Annotated in this window: 20 protein-coding genes and 1 pseudogene; 12 read left to right on the top strand and 9 right to left on the bottom strand. The window is 69.7% G+C overall.

Annotated elements, in window-relative coordinates; translation table 11 throughout:
- Positions 1 to 48: 48 nt before the first annotated feature.
- Both AP234_RS05530 and AP234_RS05525 read right to left on the bottom strand, forming a co-directional pair.
- Entirely contained in the window at positions 49 to 1,137 is a 1,089-nt protein-coding gene (locus tag AP234_RS05530; protein WP_055478450.1) for an epoxide hydrolase family protein, read from the bottom strand.
- Positions 1,138 to 1,345: 208 nt separating this feature from the next.
- A complete protein-coding gene (locus AP234_RS05525) occupies positions 1,346 to 1,759 on the bottom strand; it encodes a nuclear transport factor 2 family protein (protein ID WP_055478449.1) in 414 nt (137 codons plus the stop codon).
- 87 nt (positions 1,760 to 1,846) lie between these two features.
- Here AP234_RS05525 and AP234_RS05520 point away from each other — a divergent pair, with 87 nt between their 5' ends.
- Entirely contained in the window at positions 1,847 to 2,287 is a 441-nt protein-coding gene (locus AP234_RS05520) for a MarR family winged helix-turn-helix transcriptional regulator (protein WP_055478448.1), read from the top strand.
- A 43-nt stretch (positions 2,288 to 2,330) separates the two neighbouring features.
- Here the strand turns inward: AP234_RS05520 and AP234_RS05515 are convergent, their stop codons facing one another.
- A complete protein-coding gene (locus AP234_RS05515) occupies positions 2,331 to 3,293 on the bottom strand; it encodes an EamA family transporter (RefSeq protein WP_055478447.1) in 963 nt (320 codons plus the stop codon).
- Positions 3,294 to 3,883: 590 nt separating this feature from the next.
- Between AP234_RS05515 and AP234_RS05510 the strand changes: the two genes are divergently transcribed.
- Positions 3,884 to 4,963: an endonuclease/exonuclease/phosphatase family protein gene (locus AP234_RS05510; RefSeq protein ID WP_055478446.1), complete on the top strand. Its 1,080-nt coding sequence runs from the start codon at positions 3,884 to 3,886 to the stop codon at positions 4,961 to 4,963.
- Positions 4,960 to 5,376 carry a MerR family DNA-binding protein gene (locus tag AP234_RS38400; RefSeq protein WP_235557974.1) on the top strand — a complete coding sequence of 139 codons (417 nt, stop codon included), beginning with the start codon at positions 4,960 to 4,962 and terminating at the stop codon, positions 5,374 to 5,376. The genes AP234_RS05510 and AP234_RS38400 overlap by 4 nt, the downstream gene beginning before the upstream one ends.
- A 72-nt stretch (positions 5,377 to 5,448) precedes the next feature.
- Here the strand turns inward: AP234_RS38400 and AP234_RS05500 are convergent, their stop codons facing one another.
- The 3 genes from AP234_RS05500 to AP234_RS05490 form a co-directional block, all read right to left on the bottom strand.
- Entirely contained in the window at positions 5,449 to 6,864 is a 1,416-nt protein-coding gene (locus tag AP234_RS05500; RefSeq protein WP_235557973.1) for an MFS transporter, read from the bottom strand.
- Positions 6,865 to 7,151: 287 nt separating this feature from the next.
- Complete coding sequence (locus tag AP234_RS05495) at positions 7,152 to 7,925, bottom strand: MerR family transcriptional regulator (RefSeq protein WP_055478445.1); 774 nt, start codon at positions 7,923 to 7,925, stop codon at positions 7,152 to 7,154.
- Positions 7,922 to 8,740, bottom strand: coding sequence for an alpha/beta fold hydrolase (locus AP234_RS05490; RefSeq protein WP_431998141.1), 819 nt, complete (start codon positions 8,738 to 8,740; stop codon positions 7,922 to 7,924). The genes AP234_RS05495 and AP234_RS05490 overlap by 4 nt, the downstream gene beginning before the upstream one ends.
- Positions 8,741 to 8,955: 215 nt before the next feature.
- Between AP234_RS05490 and AP234_RS05485 the strand changes: the two genes are divergently transcribed.
- From AP234_RS05485 to AP234_RS05465, 6 genes are all read left to right on the top strand, one after another.
- Positions 8,956 to 9,177: a hypothetical protein gene (locus tag AP234_RS05485; protein WP_152990260.1), complete on the top strand. Its 222-nt coding sequence runs from the start codon at positions 8,956 to 8,958 to the stop codon at positions 9,175 to 9,177.
- 236 nt (positions 9,178 to 9,413) lie between these two features.
- Positions 9,414 to 12,167 carry an ATP-binding protein gene (locus AP234_RS05480; protein ID WP_200926237.1) on the top strand — a complete coding sequence of 918 codons (2,754 nt, stop codon included), beginning with the start codon at positions 9,414 to 9,416 and terminating at the stop codon, positions 12,165 to 12,167.
- Positions 12,168 to 12,371: 204 nt separating this feature from the next.
- The gene (locus tag AP234_RS05475) at positions 12,372 to 13,196 is read left to right on the top strand and encodes an alpha/beta fold hydrolase (RefSeq protein ID WP_055478442.1); all 825 of its coding nucleotides are present in this window, start codon (positions 12,372 to 12,374) and stop codon (positions 13,194 to 13,196) included.
- Between the two features lie 215 nt (positions 13,197 to 13,411).
- The gene (locus tag AP234_RS39400) at positions 13,412 to 13,741 is read left to right on the top strand and encodes a hypothetical protein (RefSeq protein ID WP_431998262.1); all 330 of its coding nucleotides are present in this window, start codon (positions 13,412 to 13,414) and stop codon (positions 13,739 to 13,741) included.
- Positions 13,648 to 14,373 (top strand): alpha/beta hydrolase, encoded by a 726-nt coding sequence (locus AP234_RS05470; protein ID WP_431998253.1) that lies wholly within the window; start codon positions 13,648 to 13,650, stop codon positions 14,371 to 14,373. Before AP234_RS39400 ends, AP234_RS05470 begins: the two co-directional genes overlap by 94 nt.
- 137 nt (positions 14,374 to 14,510) lie before the next feature.
- Complete coding sequence (locus tag AP234_RS05465; protein ID WP_055478441.1) at positions 14,511 to 14,903, top strand: ester cyclase; 393 nt, start codon at positions 14,511 to 14,513, stop codon at positions 14,901 to 14,903.
- Between the two features lie 293 nt (positions 14,904 to 15,196).
- On the opposite strand, the gene AP234_RS05460 is transcribed toward AP234_RS05465, so the two are convergent.
- Both AP234_RS05460 and AP234_RS05455 read right to left on the bottom strand, forming a co-directional pair.
- Positions 15,197 to 15,922 carry an SDR family NAD(P)-dependent oxidoreductase gene (locus AP234_RS05460; RefSeq protein ID WP_055478440.1) on the bottom strand — a complete coding sequence of 242 codons (726 nt, stop codon included), beginning with the start codon at positions 15,920 to 15,922 and terminating at the stop codon, positions 15,197 to 15,199.
- A 285-nt stretch (positions 15,923 to 16,207) separates the two neighbouring features.
- Positions 16,208 to 16,618 carry a RidA family protein gene (locus tag AP234_RS05455; protein ID WP_055478439.1) on the bottom strand — a complete coding sequence of 137 codons (411 nt, stop codon included), beginning with the start codon at positions 16,616 to 16,618 and terminating at the stop codon, positions 16,208 to 16,210.
- 79 nt (positions 16,619 to 16,697) lie between these two features.
- On the opposite strand from AP234_RS05455, the gene AP234_RS05450 reads away from it, so the two are divergent.
- The 3 genes and pseudogenes from AP234_RS05450 (at position 16,698) to AP234_RS05445 (ending at position 18,505) form a co-directional block, all read left to right on the top strand.
- Positions 16,698 to 17,069 carry a winged helix-turn-helix transcriptional regulator gene (locus AP234_RS05450; protein WP_055478438.1) on the top strand — a complete coding sequence of 124 codons (372 nt, stop codon included), beginning with the start codon at positions 16,698 to 16,700 and terminating at the stop codon, positions 17,067 to 17,069.
- Positions 17,070 to 17,120: 51 nt separating this feature from the next.
- A pseudogene (locus AP234_RS38395) lies at positions 17,121 to 17,300 on the top strand (ISL3 family transposase); the annotation flags it as partial.
- 197 nt (positions 17,301 to 17,497) lie between these two features.
- On the top strand, positions 17,498 to 18,505 hold the full coding sequence (locus AP234_RS05445; RefSeq protein WP_055478437.1) for an RNA polymerase subunit sigma-70: 1,008 nt from the start codon (positions 17,498 to 17,500) through the stop codon (positions 18,503 to 18,505).
- A gap of 204 nt (positions 18,506 to 18,709) precedes the next feature.
- Here the strand turns inward: AP234_RS05445 and AP234_RS05440 are convergent, their stop codons facing one another.
- Positions 18,710 to 19,294 (bottom strand): dihydrofolate reductase family protein, encoded by a 585-nt coding sequence (locus tag AP234_RS05440; RefSeq protein ID WP_055478436.1) that lies wholly within the window; start codon positions 19,292 to 19,294, stop codon positions 18,710 to 18,712.
- Between the last annotated feature and the right edge of the window lie 23 nt (positions 19,295 to 19,317).

The following is a 19,317-nucleotide window of genomic DNA, read 5'->3' as shown; positions in this document are numbered from 1 at the left end:
GCGGCAACGTTAGCCTGGCGGCGCCCTGGGGGCCGTCCGGCGAAAGCCTCAACGGTGCTCGGTGTGGGTGAGGAAGAAGTCCCGGACGTCCCCGGCGAGCAGTTCCGGCACTTCCATCGCGGCGAAGTGGCCGCCGCGATCGAACTCCGACCAGTGCCTGATGTCGTACAGCCGCTCGGCCAGCGGTCGCACCGACTGCGTGATGTCGTGCGCGAACACCGCCACGCCGACCGGTACCGGACACGGCTCGATCCGCCGTGGCGCCTCGCGGTGCAGCCGCGCCGAGGAAGCCGCCGTGGCGGTCAGCCAGTACAGCGAGATGCCGGTGAGCATCCGGTCATCGCTGATCCGCGAGCGAGGATCCGTCCACTGTGCGAAGCGCTCGGCGATCCAGGCCAGCTGGCCGACCGGCGAGTCGGTCAGCGCGTAGCCGATGGTCTGCGGGGTGGTGGCCTGCAGAGCCTGGTACGGCGGACGATTCGCCATCAGCTGCCTGACCTTGTCCAGCCGGGCTTCATCGGTTTCGGACAGCTCGATGTCGCCGTCCGGGATCGGCCGGGTCGGCAGGTAGTTGACGTGCACGCCGACGACCTGCTTGGGTGCCACCGCGCCGAGCGCCATTGAGATGCCCGAGCCGAAGTCGCCCCCCTGCGCGCCGTAGCGTTCGTACCCGAGACGGCGCATCAGCTCGGCCCAGGCCCGCGCGATGCGGACGATGTCCCAGCCGCGCTCGTGGGTCGGCCCGGAGAAGCCGTACCCCGGGATGGACGGAATCACCAGGTGGAAGTCGCGTGACAGTGGCTCGATCACGTCGAGGAACTCCAGGAACGAGCCGGGCCAGCCGTGGGTGAGGATCAGCGCGAGCGCGTCCGGTTTCGAAGACCGGACGTGGACGAAGTGGATGTTCTGGCCGTCGATCTCGGTGGTGAAGTGCGGCAGCTCGTTGAGCTCTGCCTCGTGCTCACGCCAGTCGTAGCCGGTGCGCCAGTATTCGGCCAGTTCCTTGAGCCGCGCCAGCGGGAAGCCGTAGTCCCACCCGGCGTCGGCGACCTCGTTGGGCCAACGGGTGCGGGAGAGCCGGTCGTTCAGGTCGTCGAGGTCGGCCTGGGAGATGTCGATGCGGAACGGCTTGATCATGGTCTTGACTCCAGGGGATTCATGCGGCGCCCGAACGTTCGGAGGGCGGACGTTCGGTGCGGTCGCCGTCAATGGCGGTGCCGACGATTTTTCGGATTCGTCACAAGAAGCACGCTCGAAGAGCCGTGGCGCCGACGGGGAAGGAGACGACTTGCTCGTCGGTGGTGCGTGTCACATGCCCGTGGCGTCCACGGCTTCCGGGCGGAGATCAGTGCTCGCGCGTCCAGGCGGGCGTGATCCGCATCTCGCGGAATCGCCAGCCCGCCGGTGTCCGTACCGCGGTGGTGTACTGACGCAGGCCGCCTGTGAAGTGGGGCGCCTGGCCGTCGCGGTAGTGGTACACGAACGAGTTCGCCGAGGCGGCCGCCCGATCGCCGTCGACGTCCACCAGCAGGTCGGTGCTCGTGTGCTGGGTGTGCTGCCCCTCGACCTCGGCCTGCCGCAGGAAGCCGATGACCTTGTCGATGCCGTGGAGTTCGCCCCCGCGCGGCGAGTGCACCGTCACATCGTCGGTATAGACGGTGCCGGCATCCTCCCACCGCTTCTCGTCGAGCAGACGCGCGAGGCGGGTGAACAGGTCGGCGATCTCGATGCGGTCGGCGATCAGAGTATCCGTGGACATGACATCCCTTTCGTTGGCGGTTCCAACATTGGTGCTGCCAACTATACAGACATTCATTGGATGCGCCAACGTTGTAGGGTGTCTGTCGTGGAAGAGACCCCCGCACGCCTGACCGCGAAGCCGAGCTGGCTGCTCACCCAGCTGGCGGTGCACGCGCACCGGTTGTCGTCCGACGGCTTCGGCGAGGTGGGCGCGCGTGGGTACCACTACCGGATCCTGGCCGCGCTGGACGAGTTCGGGGTCGCCAGTCAGGCCGAGCTGGGTCGCCGGTGCAACATGGACCGCAGCGACGTCGTGGCGGCGATCAACGAACTGGCCGAGCAGGGTTTCGTCGAGCGCACGCCGGATCCGGGCGACCGGCGACGCAACATGGTGACCCTCACCACGGCGGGTGGTCGGCAACTGCGACGCATGGACCGAGCGCTCGACCAGGTGCAGGACGACCTGCTCGGACCTCTCCCGGCCGAGGACAGGCAGACCTTGACCCGCCTGCTCGCTCAACTGCTCACGCACCACCAACGGGGCTGAGCACCGGCCGGCCGGTCCTGGGAGGGTCTTGTCGTTGCCGAGGTCAACGCGTTCGACGGCGGGCACCGGGAGGGACGGCGAGGAAGGCCAGGCCTACAGTGAGTACGGCCAGCCCGCACCAGGAGACCGCCGGCAGGTGCTCGCCCAGGACCACGACGCCCAGCACCGCAGCGACAGCGGGCTCCGCCAGAGTCAGCGTCGTGGCCGTTTGGGCGGCAGTGTGCCGCAGGCCGTACCCGAAGAGCCGGTAGGCGACGAACGTCGTGACCACCGCGAGATGCGCCGCCACCACAGCGCCCCGAAGGGTGACCAGCCACTGCGTACCGCTCCCCAGCAGGACGGGCAGGACCAGCAGCGCCGCCACGCCGAACATCGCCCCCATCACCGCGCCGGAGGGATGCCCTCGTGCGATGAGCTTCCCGCCGATGAGCGAGTAGGCGGCATAGGACAGCCCGGCGAGAGCGGCCAGTGCCACGCCGGTGACGTCCATGGGCGCGGTGCCGCCGACGAGCTCAGGGCCCAGGACCAGAACGGTGCAGCCGATGACCGCCAGGACGGTTGCGCCGGCCCAGCGAGAGGTCGGCCTGGCCCGCGTCGTGAGCCAGGCCAGCAGGCCGGCGAAGACCGGCGCGCTGCCCAGCGCGATCACGGTGGCCACCGCCACCCCCGTGCGGGCAACGGCCGGATAGAAGCCGATCGGATAGCCGGCCACCGCCACCGCGCCGAGGAGGAGCAGCCACCGCTCGCCGCGCCCGCATCTCCTGAGGAGCGAGCGGGCGCTCCGGGTGGAAAGGAACAGCAGCAGGCCGCCGAGGGCGAGGCCGGCGGAGCCGATGGCCGCCGCCGGTGCCGCGGACGGAGCAAGGGAGCTTGCGGTCCCCGTGGTGCCCCACAGCACCGCGGCGGTCAGGATGGGAACCGGCCCGCTCCAGATGCCGGTGCGGTGGGCGCGCGGCTTGGCAGGCGCCGAGCGGGTGGAAGCCGGCAAAGAGGTGTGATTCGGCACAGTCGTGAACTTCCGTCGTCGAATACCGTCTGGGGATCTGGATTCGAAACGGGCGCACGGCACAGCCCCCTGGCCGCCGTGCAGGTCAGCCGGGGCCGCGGATCAAGCCCTCAGCGTATGCGCCCGGTCAGGCGCACAGCGGTGGCAGAACGACGTGCCAGTAGGAGTTCACGCGCCGATGGTACTGCCTCATCCAGCGATTCGAAGATCCGTCATCTGTCGGCGTGCTGGGCGGGCGCGGATGCGCGGACGTCATGTCGCCGCGCCGCTCGACCCTGACGTAACTGGAGTGCCGGCATCGAGCGGCTTGTCCGTGAGCAGCCGCACATCGCCACATCCTGGCTCGACGCCGACCACCGGTCGGTCTTCACCCACGCCCCGGAATTCACCCGGATCATCCGTGGCGCACACGGCCGAGCCGACCGGGGTGAGCCCGGCGGCCCGCTCGGGATCGGCCGGGGCGGCTCACAGCCTGGCGTGTCGGGTGATGCGGTCGACATCGGGCACGATCGTGGTTGTCCGCGTATGTATGGCGACCCAGTTCAGGACCCGAGGATGCAGCAGTGACCGGAAGTGAGCAAGGACAGACGATGACGCCGGTGGACACGACGGAGGTTGGAAAGGGCGGCGCCGGCCGCCGGGACACCGGCACCAGGACCTGGCGCGCGCGCGTCCGCCGGCCGATACGGGCCGCCTCCCGGCCGGGCCCCTGGAAGCGCGGTCTGGTGCTCGCGGTGCTGGCGCTGCTGCTCGGCCTGTTCATGCTGCTGCATGCGAAGATCCCGAACCGGATCGGGAACCTCGGCAGCCTGGTGGAGACCTTCCTGCCGTGGTTCGGCCTGTTCGTCCCGGTGCTGTCGGCCGGGGCGCTGTGGCGCCGCTCCGCCTCCGCTGTGGTCGCGCTGCTGCTGCCGGTCATGGTGTGGCTGAACCTCTTCGGCGGGCTGCTCGGCGACAAGTCCCGCCCGGGCGGCGACCTCACCGTGGCAGGCCACAACGTCGACGCCGACAATCCCGACCCGGCCGGCGTCGCCCGTGACCTGGCCGCCTCCGGGGCGGACGTGCTGGCCCTGGTGGAGCTGACCGCGCAGACCCGTGGCACGTACGAGAAAGGGCTGGCGAAGGCGTATCCGTACCACACGGTGCAGGGCACGGTCGGACTGTGGAGCAAGCTGCCGCTGTCGGATATCCGGCCGGTCGACATCAGGATGGACCACGGGCCGCTGGGGGACACCAAGCCGGTCGACACGAGGATGGCCTACAACCGGGCGCTGCGCAGCACGGTGGCCACGGACCAGGGTCCGCTGGCGGTGTACGTGGCCCACCTGGGGTCCGTACGGGTGAATCCCAGGACGGGCTTCTGGACGGCTCAGCGGGACCGCGGCGCGCAGGCGCTCGGCACGGCCATCGCCGCCGAGCAGAACGAGCGGGTGGTGCTGCTCGGCGACCTGAACGGCACCATGGGCGACCGCGCGTTCGCCGGCATCACCTCGCAACTGCGCTCGGCCCAGGACGTGGCCGGGGACGGCTTCGGCTTCAGCTGGCCGGCGAGGTTCCCGGTGGTGCGGATCGACCAGATCCTCGTACGCGGCGTGGAGCCGGAGAGCTCGTGGGTGCTGCCGGCCACCGGCAGCGACCATCTGCCGGTGGCGGCGAGAATCAGCTGGTGAACCCGTACGGATTCGTCATCGGGCCGGCCTGCGCCGGCGACGCTGCGGCGGTGTCAGCGCCGTCTCGCTCTGATCACGCCGCAGCGCCCCGCCGGAGCGACTCGGGGCAGCGCCACTACCCCGAGTCGGCGGCTGACCGGGTCCATCTGATCCAGATGCTGTACGCGGCCGGCCTGTCCAGCCGGACCATCGCCGAACTGCTGCCCTACGTCGAGGCCAAGGTCAGCACTCCGGCCTCGCGTGCCCGGCTCGCCGCCGAGCGCGATCGCATCGATGCCCGGATCGCCGCGTTGACCCGTACCCGTGACCGTCTGGACACGGTCATCCAGATCTCCGGAAGCCCGGGCAGCGGCTGCACGTGGGTCGAGGAGCACGACGTCGCCGCAGAGGCGGGTCGCTCCGCGACGCCGTGATCAGCGGCCAGGGCGGGCTCGATGCCAAGACCGCGGTCGGTTGCGCGGAGAGTCGAGCCGGGTGTCCCGGGGTCATCTGAGGGGCTCCTCCATCGCCTCGACGGGCATGGAGATCCGCCAGGCGATGAATCCGGCCGTGGCGAGCCCGGCGATGGCCAGGGAGCTACTGGCGAGAAACGGATCGGTGCCGTTCACGGCGGGGGCGAACCCGATGCCGACGTAAATCGTGATCCCGGTGGAGCCGCCCAGCTGGTCGGCGGCTCGTTGCACACCGGAAGCGATGCCGGCGTCGTCTTCGGTCACCCCGGTCACCGCGACGTACTGCAGCCCGACGATCCCGAACCCCATCCCGGCGGCGATGAGCACCATGGCCGGAATCATCGCCAGACCGGTGGCCCCGAGGTAGGCGACCAGCGCGATGGCGACCATGGCCGTCATGGTCAAGCCGATGCCGGCCAGGACACAGGCCCGCGCGCCCCACCGACCGAGCAGCCGGGGAACCAGCACCGAGGCCACGATCAGGGACACCGCCAGAGGCGACATCGTCAGACCGGCCTGGAGCGGGCTGACGCCCGAACGCTCCTGCAAGTAGTAGGTGAACAGCAGGAACGAGGTGGACAGTGCCGCGCTCAGCAGAGCGGTGGCAAGGTTGGCCAGGACGCGCGGCCGGTTGCGGAAGAACCGCAGCGGCACCAGTGGGTTCCGCGAACGGCGCTCGACCCTGATGAACAGGGCCCCCGCCGCTACCGCGCCGACCAACGCCACCGGCGACGGCCACGGCAGTGTGCCGTTCGTCTCTCCTGCCTCGACGACCCCGAAGGTGAACAGCAGCGGGGCCGCGGTCAGCAGAAGCGCCCCGGGAAGGTCCAGCGGTGTGCGCTCGGCAGGCCGTTCACTCGGCACGAGAAAGACCACGGCGGCGAGCACCACCAGGATGAAAGGCACGGACACCAGGAAGATCCACCGCCAGCCCAGCAGCTCGGTGATGATCCCGGAGACCACGAACCCGAGGACAAGGCCACAGCTCGCGACGGCCGCCCACACGCTCAGCGCCCGCGACCTGCGCGACCCCTCGGGAAACATGAGCACGATCACCGCCATCGCCGCCGGAAGCGCGATCGCTTCACCGGCACCCTGCAGCAGCCGGGCCGCCACCAGCAGGGCGAAGGATGGTGCGAGCCCGGCCAGCACGGACGCGGCGCCGAAGAGCGTTACGCCGAGCAGGAGGACGCGGCGCCTGCCGAGGAGGTCACCCAGCCGGCCGCCGAGCATCAGCAGTCCGCCCCCGGTGATCGTGTACCCGACCACGACCCAGGTCAGCGCGTGACCGTCGACGCCGAAGTCGCCGCCGATCGAGGGCAGGGCGACGTTGACCACGGTCACGTCGACCGCGATGAAGAACTGCAGCGTGGCCATGCAGTACAGCACCAGCCACGCACGCGCCGGGGACGATCCGTCCCGGCGCGAAGAAAGAACGCCTGAGAACACCGAGTGCTCCGTTGCTCAGAAGAGGGAAGTTCCGAGCAGCACGAACATGCCGCTCCGGTCCGATCACGAAGCGGCAGAACGTTCAACAGAAGGTGAGACGAACGCCCCGCCGCTAGCGGAGCGTCCTCGTCACTGCGGCGGCAGCGGCCGCGCTCGAAGCACCAGACATGCCGCTGACCTTACCAAGCCGATGGCAGGGCGATCATCTCTGCTTGACGTCACTCTCCACCTTGGAGGGGTCCGACGAGCCGGGGACATGGCCGCAGGGCTCGGTCAGGTGGAGTCTGCTACGCGATGTCGATGCCGGCCGCGCGCATTCTCGCCTCGAACAGCGCCGCCAGCCGGGTCCAGGCCGGCTTCTGCTCTTGTCCGTGATGGCTGAGCAGGCTGTACCGAATCGCGGCGTCGGTGCGGGCGCGGAGTCCGGCCGGGATGGGCAGCAGTTCCGGATGGGCGAGAAAGTGGTCGGCCATGGCTGTGGCGAGTTCGTCGACCCGTGGGTCGTCCGGCTCCCACTCGGCGGCATGCCACATGCGCTTGACCAGGGAGAGATAGTGAGGATCGTCGAGGGCGCGCTCGACCTTGGCGACATAGTCGTCGAAGCCCTCCGGCACCAGGGCCCTGATCAGCACCAGACCCTCGCGGGCCATCATCACATCGTCCGGGGTGAAGCCGAGATCGGCGGCCACCCGGTCCAGCTTCACGAGAACGCGGTCGGGCAGCAGGGCCCGGTCGCCGGTGGTGAGCCGGCGCAGCATGTCACGCCGCGCGATCAGATCGTCGATCCGTTCGGTGAGGCGTCGTTCGACGTCGACGAGCGCGGCGGCGAACCGGTCAGGATCGGCGTCGAGGATCGCCCGGATCTCGGCCAGCGGTACGCCGGCGGCGGCCAGCGTCCGGATCTGGATCAGTCGCAGCAGATCGGCCGATCCGTAGCGGCGGTAACCGGAGCCGTCCCGGCGGGGTTCGTCCATCAGCCCGTGCTTGTGGTAGTGCCGTATGGCCTTCACGGTGACGTCGGCGAAGGCCGCCGCCTGGCCGATCGTGACACCGTCCGTCATCTGTTCTGCCGACCTCGCGACCGTGCGGTGCCGGCGAGCTCGCGAACCGCGTCGGCGACGGCACGGAAGTCCTTGCGCAGCATGTTGCCGTGGTTACCGGCGACCTTCGCGCTCACCTTGATGTTCGGGTTGCGGGCGAGCACCGGGTCGAGGCTGGCGCGCATGCTTTCCATTTCATCACGGCCGCCTCCGAGGTTGGCGCCAGTGGCGACCACGTACCGGACCGGGAAGGTCACACTGTCGAAGACCGGGTCGAGGGCGGCGTAGATCTCGTTGAGCTCGATGTTGCTCTTGGCGTGCTGCTCGGCGGACATCTTCCCGGCCATGCCCATCGTGGAGAGCAATGGCAGCAGCCAGCGCGACCGGCGCCACAGCCGCCGGATCCGCTCCTCGGCATAGGCGAAGTCGTACGGGTACGCGCCGTCCACGGACACCACTCCCAGGACGCGTTCCGGATTCCGGACGGCCCAGTGCAGCGCGACCGGCGCGCCATAGGACCAGCCGACCAGAAGCGGCCGGTCCACGCCCCTGGCCGTGAGGACGGCGCCGACGTCACGGACGTGCGCCTCGAACGAGGCGGCCGCAGCCGAACGACCCGATCGACCACGGGCCCGCATGTCGTAGGTGATGTGCCGGTAGCCGCCGCCGAGTTCGGCGATGACGCGCCGCCAGTACCGCTGACTGGCGAACTGGCCGTTGAGGTAGACCACGGAAGGGCCGGGCCCGCCGGTGTCGGTCACCGCCAGCGCGGTGTCGTCCACCGGCACCATGCCTGCCCAGGAGGAGTTGAAGTCGGCCACCTGTTCAGCGTGCACCCTGACCCAAGGTCAAGGTCAAACCCCCCGGTGACACCTACGCTCACCGGCGCGCCTCGGCCGGTCGGGCCGCCCGGTGCATCGAAGCCTCGGCTCACCCAGAGTCCCGGTGTGCCGGGGCTCTTCCTCCTCAAACGATTGGGGTCGCGGGCGCGCTTGACGGCGATGCGCGGCCCGGCGGCTTGGAACGGCGGCGGGCATGCCCGATCACGTTCGTGCTGCCCGACCGGGGCTTATACGCCCAGCGCCGCGACGAGGTGCTGGTCGTGGCCGATGCCGCTCCGGGCCGTGAGCTGATCGAGATCGCGGCCAACCACAACGTGCCCATGACACAGCCCGCCGAGCCGGTGCGCCGCCATCGCCGATCGCCGCGCTCCCGTCGGAACCCCCACGGCATCGCCGCCGGCCCGGACGGAGATCTGTGGACCGCCCTTTAAACAGGAGCGGTCGCCCGACTCGCCCCAGGATCGCCGAGAGCGCAGGACTCCCGCCGACCACAAGATCACTCATCGGACGGACCCGGGCGTCGGACCAGCTCGCGGCAGAGTCTCCTCGATCATGCCGCCCGCCGGTGAGATACTTTCTGGCCGAATGCGTTGCTGGTCGTTCGACTGCTTCGCGCGGCAGGAGGAGTGACACAGCGGATGCGAGACGGGCGGAATCAGTGATAGGCGTGGGCTTCGACCCGATCGGGCTGGTGGGCCGAGACCGGGAGCTCGCCGAGCTCACGATGTTCCTGGACAAGGCTGCGACGGACGGAGCCACCGTCCTGCTCACCGGTGAGCCGGGTGTGGGGAAGACGGCGCTCCTCGACGCGACCGCCGAGCTGGCGGTCACGAAGGGAGCCCGGGTCATCCGCGGGAGCGGCGTCGAGTACGAGACGGACATCAGCTTCGCGGGGCTCCACCAGCTCGTCGCCTCACTGCCGCACGAGCTCGGTCGTCTGCCGTCTCCCATACGGGAGGCCCTCGAGGTCGCGCTCGGTCTCGGTGCCGGTCCCGCGCCGAAACCGATCGCCGTCATGAACGCGGCACTTTCGCTGTTCGAAGAGGCCGCGAAGGAGCAGCCGCTGCTCCTCGTGGTCGACGATCTCCATGTCGTCGACCACGCGAGCCGGTCCGCGGTGGGATTCGTCGCCAGAAGACTGGCCGGTCGCCGCATCGGGCTGCTCGGAGCCCGGCGACCGGAGTCCGGCGAACCCTTCCCGTCCACCGGCCTGACAGAGATCGAGGTCACGCCGCTCAACGACGCGGACGCACTGCGACTGCTGTCCCGGCGCTTCGCTCACCTCCCCCGCCGAGTCCTTTCCAGCGTGGCGCGAGAAGCGCAGGGAAATCCCCTCGCCCTGCTCGAGTTCGCCGGGTCCACCAGTGTGTCCGGCGACCGGGACGGCGCGGGGTGGCCGAGCGGCCCGGGGCGAGACGTCCGCGCTCTGTTCGGCGCCCGCGTCGAACGGCTGCCGCCGAGAACGCGCGACCTGCTGCTGCTCGCGGCTCTCGAAGGCTCCGGCGACATCGGCGTCCTCGAGACGGCCTGTGGGCCGGGCGGCCTCGAGGGACTCGCTCCGGCGGAGCGCGACCACCTGGTCATGGTCGCGGAGAACGGCCGCGCCGTGCGCTTCCGGCATCCGCTGGTCCGGTCCGCGGTGGTCGACGGCTCCACCGGCGAGCAGCGGCGCAGCGCCCACCGCCGGCTGGCCGACGTGCTGGTGGACCAGCCCGAGCGCCGCGGTGACCACCTCGCGAGAGCCACGACCGTGCCCGACGAGGCGGTCGCCGCCGTGATCGAGTCGGCGGCCGAGAGCAGCCTGCGGCGCGGCGACGCCGACGGCGCGGTCGCGAGGCTGCGGCGCGCGGCCGAGCTGAGTCCCGACCGGGCGGACCGCAGGCGCCGCCTGTCGCGGGCCGCGTACATCGCCGCCTGGGTCGCGGGCTACCTGGAGGTCTCGCACGAGATCATGCGCGAGGTGCAGGGCGATCCGGCGGCCCGGTCGCTCTCGGCGGCCGCGGCCGCCGGCTTCCTGGTGCTGGTCACGGAGGGTGACGCCGACACGGCCCACACGCTCCTGATGAAGGCGATCGAGCAGGCCCCGGCCCCGTACGACCCGCCACACGGCGAGCTGGAGACCGCGCTCTTCACCCTCACGCTCGCCACCCAGTTCTCGGGCCGGCAGGAGCACTGGCAACCTCTGGTCGACGTGCTCGCCCGGCTTCCCGAAGCACCGCCGGCCGCCGCGGCGTCACTGGGGCGCATCCACCACGACCTCGGCTCCGTCACCGACGACCTGCTGCGCCGCCTGGACGAGGAGATCTCCCGGCTGAAGGGCCAGACCGACGCCGACGTGGTCATCCGCACCGCCCTGGTGGCCGAGTACTTCGATCGGCTCCCGGGCTGTCGCGAGGCCGTGTTACGGGTCATCCGCGACGGCGGAGCGGTGGGGGCGAGCATGCCTGGCCTGATCTTCATCGCCGTCGACGACATGTACGCCAGCCGGTGGCAGGCGTCGGCCGACGCCGCGGCCGAACTCATCGCGCTGTGCGAGGAGACGGGATACCACTTGTTCGCTCAGGTGGGGCACTACGTTTCCGCGATGGCCGCGGCGCAGCGCGGCGACCTCGACGTGTGCCACGAGCACTGCCGGAACATCTGGGACTGGTCGGGGCCCAGGCACCTGCGGCGGCTGGTGAACCACGCCCACCAGGCGGCGGCCCGGGCGGCCGTCGGCGCCGCCGACTTCGAGACGGCCTACCGGCACGCCACGGTGATCTGTGCGCCCGGTGTGCTGCCGCCCTTCAACCCCGATGTGGAGTTGTCCGCACCCGACCTCGTCGAAGCCGCCCTGCGGACCGGGCGGCACGCGGAAGCGATACGGCACGCCGAAGCGATCCGCGGCTCCGGCATCGCCCGCCTGTCGTCGCGAATGGCGCTGACGGTGGCCACGGTCACGGCGATGACCTCGGCTCCCGAGGACATGGCCCAGCGCTTCGAGGAGGCCCTCGAACTACCGGGCGCCGAACAGTGGCCGTTCGAGGTCGGCCGTGTTCATCTGTCATACGGCGAGGCGCTGCGCCGCCAAGGACTCAACCGCGAGTCCCGGACGCAGTTGACTGCCGCCCGCAGACGTTTCGAGGAGCTCGGGGCCCGCCCGTGGGAGGCCCGGGCAGCGGCGGAACTCCGGGCCACCGGGATGACGCGGACCGCCCGGGGCAAGGCGGGAGAGGCCCTCACCCCGCAGGAACTGGAGGTCGCCAGGCTGGCGGCGTCGGGGCTGTCGAACCCGCAGATCGCATTGCGTCTGTTCCTGTCGCCGCGGACGGTGTCGTCACATCTCTACCGCGTGTTCCCGAAGCTGGGCATCACCTCACGCGCCGAGCTCCGCGACGCTCTGGACGCGTTGCCCCCGGAGCCGCCGGCCGACGAGGCGTGACGGCCGCAGCACCTCTCAGGGTCTGACGTAAGCACTCCGTCGGCCGGATGTCAGTCACCTGACGCGGCCGACCGGATGTCAGTCACCTGACGGAGCCGGTCGGATGTCAGTCAGCTGACGGAGGCCGTCGGCATGGTCGCTGAGCCACTCTTGTGGAGACATCGAATCCGCCCGGCACTCGGGCGGGACCACAAGGAGCAGACCATGCCGTTCGTCACCACCGGCGACGGAACCGGGATCTTCTACAAGGACTGGGGCTCGGGCCGGCCCATCATGTTCCACCACGGCTGGCCGCTGAGCTCGGACGAGTGGGACGCCCAACTGTTGTTCCTCGTCCAGCGGGGCTACCGCGTCATCGCCCACGACCGCCGGGGGCACGGGCGCTCCGCCCAGGTCGGCCACGGGCACGACATGGATCACTACTCGGCGGACGCCGCTGCCGTGGTGGCGCACCTCGGCCTGCGCGACGTCGTCCACGTCGGCCACTCCACCGGCGGTGGAGAGGTCGCCCGGTACGTTGCCGGGCACGGCGCCGGACGGGTCGCCAAGGCCGTCCTCATCGGAGCGGTCCCGCCGCTCCTGGTCCAAACAGAATCGAATCCGGGAGGGGTGCCGATCGAGGTCTTCGACGGCTTCCGCGAAGCCGTGGCCACCGACCGCTCCCAGTTCTACCTCGACATCGCCTCCGGGCCGTTCTACGGGTTCAACCGTCCGGGCGCGGACGCGTCCCAGGGTGTCATCTGGAACTGGTGGCGTCAGGGGATGGCCGGTGGCGTACAGGCGCACTACGAAGGGATCAAGGCGTTCTCTGAGACCGACTTCACCGACGACCTCCGGGCGATCGACGTGCCCACGCTCATCATGCACGGCGACGACGATCAGATCGTTCCGATCGCCTGCTCCGCCGAGGTGGCGGTCACGCTGGTCAAGAACGCCAGCTTGAAGGTCTACCCGGGGCTGTCGCACGGCATGTGCACCGTGAACGCCGAGACCATCAACGCCGACCTCCTCGACTTCATCAAGAACTGACACCGGCCGGACCCGAGTGCCCGGCCGGGGGAACCGAACGCGACCTCTCAGCTTTCGAGCCTGCACAGGCCCGGTAGGCGATCCGCAGGCGGAGCAACGTCGCTGACACCGTTTCGGCTTACCGAAACCGCATCGAGGCATCGCGGCCCGCCACGGCAGGCGGCACCCAGCCGATGCCGACCCGTCAAATCCCACCCCTTTCAAGGAGTCTTGTCATGTCGGATCACACGACGACCCCCGTTCTGGAAACCGCCGCCGCGGAGTTCGCCGCAGCCACCGCCGATCCGCCCTACCTGTTCGACCTGGGCCCCGTCGAGGGCCGCAAGACGGTCGACGAGGTGCAGTCCGGTGAGATCGACAAGCCGCAGGTCGACGAGGAGTGGATCACCGTCTCCGGCGGCCCGACGGGGAGTGTCCGGGCCCGTATCGCCCGCCCGGCGCCACCGGGCCCCTGCCCGTCATCCTCTACATCCACGGCGCCGGCTGGGTGTTCGGCAACGCCCACACCCACGACCGCCTGGTCCGCGAGCTCGCCACCGGCGTGAACGCCGCCGTCGTCTTCCCCGAGTACGACCTTTCCCCCGAGGCCCGCTACCCCATCGCCATCGAGCAGAACTACACCGTCGCCCAGTGGGTCGTGCGCGAAGGCGCGAACCACGACCTGGACGCCTCGCGCATCGCGGTCGCGGGTGACTCCGTGGGCGGCAACATGAGCGCCGCCCTGACCCTGATGGCCAAGGAACGCGGCGACGTCCCGCTGGTGCAGCAGGTGTTGTTCTACCCGGTCACCGACGCGAACTTCGACACCGGCTCCTACCACCGGTTCGCCGAGGGCTACTTCCTGCGCCGCGACGGCATGCAGTGGTTCTGGGACCAGTACACCACCGACCCCGCACAGCGAGCCGAGATCACCGCATCCCCGTTGCGCGCCACCACCGAGCAGCTCACCGGCCTGCCACCGGCACTGATCATCACCGCAGAGGCGGACGTCCTGCGCGACGAGGGCGAGGCCTACGCCAACAAGCTCCGCGCCGCCGGCGTCCCCGTCACCGCCACCCGCTACCAGGGCATCATCCACGACTTCGTCATGCTCAACGCCCTCCGCGGCACCCAGGCCGCCGAAGCCGCCATCACCCAGGCCACCGCCACACTCCGCGCAGCCCTCCACACCGCCTGAACCCACAGCACGACAGCACCGCGCGGCCAGACCCTCCACGGGTGCGTCTTCCGACGAGACGCCGCTCGGTCCCGCCCCAGATCCGGGGCCCACAGAACGCGCCCCAGATCCGGGGCCCACAGAAAGGGAAAGAAATCATGTCCGACACCAACCTGCGCGACTTCTACAAGAGCTACGTCGAGGCGCTCAACGCGCGCGAATTCGACCGCATGGACGAGTTCGTCCACGAATCCATCGTCATGCACAGTGAGCCGAGCTCCCGCGCGGCTCTCGTCGCGCAGTTGAACAGCATCGTCGACGCGGTCCCCGACTTCCACTGGGAGGTCCAGGAGCTCGCCATCAACGGCGACAGCATCGCCGTCCGTGCGATCAACACCGGCACCCCCGCCAAGGAGTGGCTCGGGGTCGCTCCCACCGGCAAGTCGATCGAGATCGTCGAGTACGCCATCTACCGGGTCCGCGACGGGAAGTTCCTGCACATGTCGGCCGTCCACGACGCCGAGACCCTGCAGAAGCAGCTCGCAGGCTGACCCAGTCAGACTCGGCCGATGCAGAGCCGACGCAAGCGGGGGTGTCCCGGCCCTTCCGGCCGGGGCGCCCCCGCTCTGTTCAGCGCCCTACACGGCCGACGTCGCGGCGAGCGGCACGCCGCTGCCGGCGGTGGACCACCGGCTCGCGCGTCCTGGCGATCCGCGGCGGGCACCGCTCACGTTCGCCCAGCTGCGCCGCTTGCGCCAGGAGCACGGCGTCATTGGCTGTGGGCACGCCGAGTTGCGTCCTGCGGAGCGCATCGGCGACCGTCGTGACCTTCCCGGAGCCGGGCTCAGTCGACCCTGAACTTGTCGGCGAGCTGGAAATCGGACTCTTCGGGCAGGTCGTGGTGGAAGATCTCGGGGGTGTCGCGCTCGACGTGGGCCTTCCAGTAGAGGTCGGCGATCACGTCCGGCTCCGAGTTCGGCCGGCCACTTCCGATTCTCGCGCCCAGGGCGATGTGCGCGACGTGCACTCCCCGGTCGGCGACGGACTCGTTCAGCGCGAGGAGCCAGTTGCGCATGGCAGCGTTCGCGACGTTCGCGTTGGCGACCTGCGGGACGACCATCGGGCCCGATCCGGCACCGCTCGTACCGATGATGGTGCCGGCACCACGGTCGATCATGCCGGGAAGCACCTGGCGAACAGCGGCGACCGCGCCGAAGAAGTAGGTCTCGAGCTCGGGCAGAACCGCCTCGACGGTGAGATCGACCGCGGAGACGAGCGGCCGGTCCGCCAGGTCCGACAGCGTCGGGGCAGGTGAGTACTCCAGGACGTCAATGGACCCGAAGTGCTCCTCCGCGGCCGCCAGCGCCTTTTCGAGATTCGGGCGATCAGTGACATCGGCCGCGAAAGCGGCAGCCGACACCCCTGCACTCCGGAACCTGTCGACCATGGCCGCGAGTTGCGATTCGCGTCGCGCCACGAGCGCCACGTTGAAGCCGCCCTTCTCGGCGAACTTCGCACCGATGGCGAACCCAAGTTGCGGCCCGGCCCCCACGATCACAATGGTCGACACAGCTCGTCCTCCAACAGCGAATCCGCATGCCCCGGCGCGGTTATCGCAGTGGCGGGCCCGGGTCCGGCTCCCGACCGGCCGATGGTCGACCTCGCCGTCGACCTCCTGTTGATCATAGTGCCGCGGCTTTCGTCGTGATCACCGACGCGGCATGCACCCAGCGCGAGAACGCCGGAGCCCTGAGGTCCCTGTGCAGCGCGAACCTCGTACGGTTCAGCACGGCAACCTTCGCTCGCTCGCCTTTCACCCCGCACATCGGCGGCGACCCGGTTCATGTGCACCGAATCAGTCGAGCAGTGCGGTCGCCTCGACCTCGACGAGCACATCCGGCTCGAAGAGGTGGTCGACACCGATGAGGCTGGCCGGCGGCATGGGAAGCTGGAGGCCGATCTCTTCGGCGACGGCCTCTACTCCGGCCATGAAGTCGCCGATCTTCTCCGGGCTCCACTGGGTCACGTAGAACGTCAGGCGCAGCACGTCCGCGAACGAGGCGCCCGCGCCCGCCAGGCCGAGGGCGGTGTTCCGCAGGGCCTGGGCCACCTGCCCGGCAAGATCGCCGGGGGCCACCGGTGTTCCGTCGGCCTGGCGGGCGACCTGCCCGCTGACATGTACCTGAGTCGTGCCCTTGCCGACGGCCACATGGTGGTAGGGGGTGGGCTGCATCATGCCTTCCGGCGTGAAGTGCTGGACGGTCATGGCCGTTTCTCCTTCTCGAAGTAGGTATCCGTAAGATATCTACTATCGGAAGGACACTTCAACGAGACTAGGTTTCACCATGGATACCGACGGCGAACTCCGCATCGACGTCCCGCACCGCGAGCTCCTCGATCAGGTGCTCGACAAGTGGTCCCTCGGCGTACTCAACGAGCTCTGCGAACGCCCCTGCCGCTTCAACGAGCTCCGCCGGGCCATTCCCGCGGTCACGCAGAAGTCGCTGACCGCTACCCTTCGCCGACTTGAGCGCAACGGGGTGATCGAACGCGAGGTTGTCTCCACGCGTCCGGTGGCGGTCAGGTACCGGATCACGCCGCTAGGCAAGACCCTGCGGCAGCCCATTGACGTATTGCTGGCGTGGGCCTCGGAGCACATGCCCGCGATCGAACGCGCGCGTGGCGCTTTCGACACGCGGGAAGAGACAAGACTCTGAGCCTTCTCCCCTGACCGGTCCGGGACCGTACGAGCAACGGCTCTGTCCCGCTCCCGGGCCGGACGAGCGCTCGACGTCGCGGTATCGAAATCCACGGCGCTGCGGCTGCTCCTGCGGTCGCCGCTGCCGCCCCAGCGGGTTCCTCGCGTGCTCGGGGTCGATGGCCTCGCTCTCAAGCGCCGCCACCGGTACGCCACCGTTCTCACCGACGCCGGAACCGGCGAGCGCGTCCGCCGACCACGGTCCCCAGTACCACGGGGACCCCACCTCGGCATCGAGGGTGTGCCCGACCCGAACACGTCCCCTGGATCGACCCGACCCATCCGGCCTGACGAACGGCCCGGTGTCAGCGGCTTCACCGCTCAGAAATCCTCCGCCACGTCGTCAGTTCCGGTAGCCCCTCGCCACCCGCGGAAGGATTGACGACCATGACCGACGCCAGACTGCTGGGCGACGACGAGGCCGCGTTCATCGCGGCGGCCCGCTCACATGACACAGCACAGTTCGCGCTCCTCACGGAGCGCTACCGGCGTGAGCTGCAGGTGCACTGCTACCGGATGCTCTCGAACTACGACGACGCCCAGGACATGACGCAGGAGACGTTCCTGCGGGCGTGGAACAAGCGGGAGTCGTTCAAGGGCCACGCTGCGCTGCGGACCTGGCTGTACCGGATCGCGACGAACGCCTGCCTCGACTTCCTGGAGAAGCGCAACGACCGCACACCCGTGCCTGCCGAACTGCCGGGCGCGGGCTCGGAAGTGCGCTACCTGCAGCCCTACCCGGACCGGATGCTCCCGGAGGACCCGCAGGATTCGGTGGTGGCGCGGGAGACGATCGAGCTGGCGTTCATCGTCGCCGTCCAGCACCTGCCGCCGCGGCAGCGGGCGGTGTTCATCTTGCGCGACGTCCTCGGCTGGCCGGCGTCGAAGGCCGCCAACGCCCTCGAGCTGACCGTCGCATCGGTGACCAGCGCACTGCAGCGGGCGCGCGTGACGATGCGCGAGCAGCTGCCCGACCGCCGTCTCGACTGGCGGAGCCCTGCCACGCACGAGCTGTCCGATGACGAGCGCGGCGTGGTGAAGTCGTATATGGACGCCCATGAGCGCAACGACCTCAACGGGCTGATGGCCCTGCTGCGCGACGACCTGCGCTTCGCGATGCTGCCCGAGCCGGGCACCTTGATCGTCACGGCCAAGGACGCGGTGGACGGCTGGGTCTCCGGTGGGCTCTTCCAGCGCGGCTACGACGACTGGCGCTGCATCGTCACGACGGTCAACCGCATGCCTGCCGCCGTGCTGTACCTCCGCACCCCCGACGACCCGGAATACCGTTTGTTGAACATCGCGGTCCTGCACATCGTCGACGGGAAGGTCGCCGAGCTCACCGGATTCGACGCCACCGACAAACCATGGCTGGGCCTGCCCGCGACGCTGTGATCAGACAAGTCCCCATCGTCGACGAGTCCAGCGCACGGGCCGGCGTCACCGTCGTCCTCGACTTCAGCGAGTCGGTCACCAGCTCACCCGGAACGCAAGGAGGGCCGGGGAAAGGTTCCCTCATCGCCCATCGCCGAGGGTCACGGTGAGCCACGCCGGGAAGGATCTCGACCTGGCCTTACGAGCCGAGCATCTGGCCCGTGCTCATCGCCTCGTCTCGTATCGGGTCAGCACCACGCCGCCGGGAAATGTCCGCGTCTCGACCAGGTTCAGGTTCATCCAGCTGTCCAGCGCGGTGAAGAACGGCGTGCCGCCGCCCACCAGGACCGGCACGGTGACCAGCGCGTACTCGTCGATCAGCCCGGCCCGCATGGCCGCCCCGGCGAGCGTCGCGCCGCCGATGTCCATCGGGCCGCCGTCCTCGGCCCTGAGCCGGGCGATCTCGGCGACCGCGTCGCCGGTGACCAGGCGGGTGTTCCAATCGACCTTGTCGATCGTCGATGAGAACACCACCTTCGGCATGTCCCGCCAGAGGCGCGCGAACTCGATCTCCGCCGGGGTAGCGTCGGGCCGCTGGTCGCCGGTCGGCCAGTGGGAGCTCATCGTTTCCCACAGCTTGCGCCCGTACAGCGACAGATCGCTCGCCCGCATCTGGTCGTACCACCACTGGAACAGCTCGGCGCTCGGCGATGAGTCCGGTCCCTCCCCTCCACTCCAGCCGATGTCGTCGCCGGGCGCGGCGATGTAGCCGTCCAGGGTCACGTTCATGCCGAAGATCAGTTTCCGCATCGTGTCAGCCTCCCTGAGTCGAT

The sequence above is a fragment of the Sphaerimonospora mesophila genome (genome assembly GCF_001417795.1).
Lineage (GTDB): Bacteria > Actinomycetota > Actinomycetes > Streptosporangiales > Streptosporangiaceae > Sphaerimonospora > Sphaerimonospora mesophila.
This window is presented reverse-complemented; position numbering and strand designations above follow the sequence as displayed.